The 3808-nt window shown below is 69.2% G+C and carries 5 protein-coding genes; 3 read left to right on the top strand and 2 right to left on the bottom strand.

All coding sequences use genetic code 11. From position 1 onward, the window contains the following. Positions 1 to 345: 345 nt before the first annotated feature. The gene (locus AC07FN_RS42295) at positions 346 to 1065 is read right to left on the bottom strand and encodes a helix-turn-helix transcriptional regulator (protein WP_478400754.1); all 720 of its coding nucleotides are present in this window, start codon (positions 1063 to 1065) and stop codon (positions 346 to 348) included. A 10-nt stretch (positions 1066 to 1075) separates the two neighbouring features. Beyond that, positions 1076 to 2014 (bottom strand): alpha/beta hydrolase, encoded by a 939-nt coding sequence (locus AC07FN_RS42290; protein ID WP_478400753.1) that lies wholly within the window; start codon positions 2012 to 2014, stop codon positions 1076 to 1078. Positions 2015 to 2313: 299 nt separating this feature from the next. Here AC07FN_RS42290 and AC07FN_RS42285 point away from each other — a divergent pair, with 299 nt between their 5' ends. The 3 genes from AC07FN_RS42285 to AC07FN_RS42275 are packed head-to-tail and all read left to right on the top strand — an operon-like array spanning position 2314 to position 3645. Continuing rightward, complete coding sequence (locus AC07FN_RS42285; protein WP_478400752.1) at positions 2314 to 2727, top strand: hypothetical protein; 414 nt, start codon at positions 2314 to 2316, stop codon at positions 2725 to 2727. A gap of 53 nt (positions 2728 to 2780) precedes the next feature. After that, positions 2781 to 3224: a helix-turn-helix transcriptional regulator gene (locus tag AC07FN_RS42280; RefSeq protein ID WP_478400751.1), complete on the top strand. Its 444-nt coding sequence runs from the start codon at positions 2781 to 2783 to the stop codon at positions 3222 to 3224. A gap of 10 nt (positions 3225 to 3234) precedes the next feature. Then, complete coding sequence (locus tag AC07FN_RS42275) at positions 3235 to 3645, top strand: VOC family protein (RefSeq protein WP_478392199.1); 411 nt, start codon at positions 3235 to 3237, stop codon at positions 3643 to 3645. The last annotated feature ends 163 nt before the right edge of the window (positions 3646 to 3808 follow it).

The following is a 3808-nucleotide window of genomic DNA, read 5'->3' as shown; positions in this document are numbered from 1 at the left end:
GGGCCGACAAATCCCAAACAGGACAGTCGAGACGTCAGTCGTGAGTCGGGTCAGACCCGCCAGCAGCGTCACCACGAACATCATCACTGTCGTGAATGCCTGTGGCTGCTGTGGCGACCACAGGCACTCACGACTCCTGTGCGTTCGGGACCTGACCTGACACCGCGGACCAGGATGAAAACGCTCAGCGGATCGTGTTCGGGGGTTCGTGGTACTTGCGCAGCTGTTCCCGTTCCGTTCCGACTTGTAGCGGGAACTTGAAGCTCGGCCAGGTCATGGCGCCCTTGCGGAAGCAGCCGCAACTATCCTAAAAGGACCGAAAGCAAGGACGCTGCCCTCGGGCTCTCAGCGCGAGGGCGTGAGGACGGCCAGCGTTGTCGGCTGTACCGCGCCCGCGGCGGCCGAGCCGAGCAGGAGTTCCGCCAGATCATGGGGTTGCGCTTGCTCACCCGTGGGCGCTGCCGCGCCGATCCTGTCCAACCGGAAGCCTCGACCGGCCTGCTTAGTTCGGCACCAGGCGATGAGGTACCAGTTGCCGTTGGCCGTCAGCAGTCCGGCCGGTTCCACCACTCGGTCGCTCTCGCGTCCTGCCGCGTCGATGTAGGAGAGCCGCAGCACCGCGTTCGCGGTGAGGGCCTGTTCCACTGCAGCGCGGACCGCGGAGTCACCTGGCGACGGCAGCGCGACGATCCGTGCGGCTAGATCCTGCGCCGCCGCCGAGGCGGACCCGGTCATCGAGGCTGCGATCTTCTGGGCCGCGGTTCGGGCCGCGCCTGCGTACGGGGCGCAGGTGTCGGTCGCGGCGAGCGCCACGGCCAGTGCCGAGGCTTCATCGGCGGTGAAGCGGATCGGGGGCAAGGTCATTCCCGGATCGATCGACCAACCCCCGCCTCGTCCGGGTGTGGTTCGCACCGGGACACCGGCTTCCATCAGCGCTTGGAGGTCGCGCTGAACCGTGCGCGTGCTGACCTCGAATCGCGCGGCGAGCGCAGCGACCGTTAGTGGCCGCGGTGCCGCCGAGCGCAGCTCCTCCACGAGCGCGTAGAGCCGAGCAGTGCGGTTCACGCTGCTGACGCTACCGGCACGCAGCGGACAGGAAGTCCCGCTCCCGGCGCAGTTCCCGCTCGGTGATGGTCAACGGGAACAAGGTGAAGCCGTGCATCGCGCCGGCGACGAGACCGAGCTGCACACGCGCACCTGCAGCCTGCCACCGCGCGGCCAGGAAGAGCGAGTCGTCCAGCAGCGGATCCTCGGAACCGACGACGATCCGGGCGGGCGGAACGCCGGTCAGATCGGCGAACAGCGGTGAGATCTCGGGGTCGCGGCGCTGCTCCGCCCCCATCCCCGGCGTGAACAGCCCATAGCTGCCCCGCAGCGTTTCAGTGCTGCTCAACAGCCCCTTCGACCCGAACGATCGCTGGCTCGGCGTCATCGACAGGTCGTACGCGCCGAAGCGCAGGTTGGCCGCCCGGAACGCGCCGGTGATGCCGTGCCGGTCGCGAAGGCGCAGCAGGGTCACGGCGCTCAGATGGGCACCGGCCGATTCACCACCGATCAGCAGCCGTTCGGTGCCGAACTCCGCGGCGGCGCTTCCCACCAGCCACCGGGCGGCCGCCTCGCAGTCGTCAGGTCCGGCGGGGAACGGATGCTCGGGCGCGAGGCGGTACTCAACGCTCACCACGGCCAGCCGCGCCTGCTCGGCGAGCTGCCAGAGCCTCTCGTCCTGCCCGTCCGCGGAGCCGAAAGCCCAGCCACCTCCGTGCATGTGGAGGTACACGCCGTCGACGTCGTCCGGCAGGAAGACTCGTACCTTCACCCCGCCCTCGACGACGCGGTCTTGGCCCTGCGGCAGTCTGACCGGCGGCACGTCGCCACCGAGCCGGTTGCGCCGCAGGGCTGCCAGCAGGGCTGCATCCGGTGTGCTGCCGCGAGCCGGGCGGCTCGCGGCATTGGCAGCGAACTCTTCGTTGAACGCCAAGGTCTCGGCGAGACAGTCCTCATCTGTGATCGTCATGCCGTCGACAGTGGCAACCTCCCGCGACAACACCCTGTCACCCTTTCCCGGTGGGGTCCGTCACATCCCGACTCGGTGAAGGGCTGCGGCGGGCCCGGACCCCGGGTTGGCAACAACCGGCGGCGTGCCCACGCACCTCCATCCGCCGGCTCCCGGCCGGTGTCGGCATCGTGGGCCCCTCGGACAGGTGACGACGTTGGAGTATTGGGTGAAAGCGCCTCATCTTCGTTGTCGCGGCCCCCGAGGATCAGTTGACTCCGCCGTGTTCCGGAGCATTCCCCAGTATTGAGGAGTTTGTCGTGCGTGCTCTGCATCGCGGATTGATCGGTGCCTTGGCCACCGCTGTGCCGATGGCTGCGGGCGTCTCCGCTCAGGCGGCGGTGGAGCTCGATGACCCCAGCGCCCTGCTCGAACCGTGCTACCAGTCGGTCACGGTCCGCAACGATGGTGCTTTCGCCGTCGCGTTCACCGTTCGTGCCGAGAACAGCGAACCGTTCTCGACCGAATGGACGTCTTACTTCGACCGCGCGGAAGCGAGAACTCTTGACGCCGGCGACGTGGGGGTCGGCGAGTACACCCCGGTCCACGTCGAAGCGGTCGCCGCGTCCGGAAGCCCGTTCAGGAGCAGGGACTTCTCCTTCTGCCGCAACGGGCGCACCAAGCTCATCGAAGCCAAGGGCACCGCTGCGAACCCGTGGTTCGAGGAACGCTGACGCACCGCGTTCGCCTTGCTCCGCCCGGCGTCGCGTGTGGCACGATTTCGCAGGTGACCAGCAGACCATCCGAGCCTCAGCGGTTGAGCGACCTCGCCCGGCTCCGCCGCGTTCGCGACCGGATCGACCGGGAGTACGCGCAGCCGCTGGACGTCGAGGCGCTCGCCCGCGACGCGCACATGTCCGCCGGGCACCTCAGCCGCCAGTTCCGGCTCGCCTACGGGGAGTCGCCCTACGGCTACCTGATGACGCGGCGCATCGAGCGCGCCATGGCGCTGCTGCGGCGCGGCGATCTCAGCGTCACCGAGGTCTGCTTCGCGGTCGGCTGCTCTTCGCTGGGCACCTTCAGCACCCGCTTCACCGAGCTGGTCGGCATGCCCCCCAGCGCCTACCGGACCCAGGCGGCGCTCGCCACCGCCGGGATGCCGTCGTGCGTGGCGAAGCAGGTGACCAGACCGATCAGGAATCGAGAAGCGCCGTCATCTGGCCGCACATAGCCTGACCGGCATGGACATCAGCATTCACTCGACCTTCCTCCCGCACGAGGACCCGAACGCCTCGCTGGCCTTCTACCGCGACGCCCTCGGCTTCGAGGTCCGCAACGACGTCGAATACGGCGGGATGCACTGGATCACCGTCGGTCCGCCCGGTCAGCCCGGCACCTCCATCGTCCTGTTCCCGCCGGCCGCCAGCCCCGGCATCACCGACGACGAGCGCCGCACCATCTCCGAGATGATGGCCAAGGGCACCTACGGGATCATCGTGCTGGCCACCAAGGACCTCGACGGCACCTTCGAGCGGCTGCAGGCCGGCGACGCCGAGGTCGTCCAGGAGCCGACCGAGCAGCCCTACGGCGTCCGCGACTGCGCCTTCCGCGACCCCGCCGGCAACATGGTCCGCATCCAGGAACAGCGCTGAGCCCTCCGGCCATGACCTGCGCGGACGGTACCGTGGAGGAGCCCGCGCGGGGGGGGGGGGGGGGGGGCGCGGTGGGCACCGGGGCCGCGCCTCACCCAGGCCGGCGAACCCCGCCCCAGACCCCGCGCAAAGCAGGACACGACGAGCCACCCCAAACACCACA

The sequence above is a fragment of the Saccharopolyspora sp. NPDC045941 genome (assembly GCF_056431445.1).
This window is presented reverse-complemented; position numbering and strand designations above follow the sequence as displayed.

What these genes read in the sequence shown, in the direction of transcription:
- AC07FN_RS42275 (WP_478392199.1), top strand. Translation starts at nt 3,235, where the DNA reads ATGGACATCAGCATTCACTCGACCTTCCTCCCGCACGAGGACCCGAAC.
- AC07FN_RS42290 (WP_478400753.1), bottom strand. Translation starts at nt 2,014, where the DNA reads ATGACGATCACAGATGAGGACTGTCTCGCCGAGACCTTGGCGTTCAAC.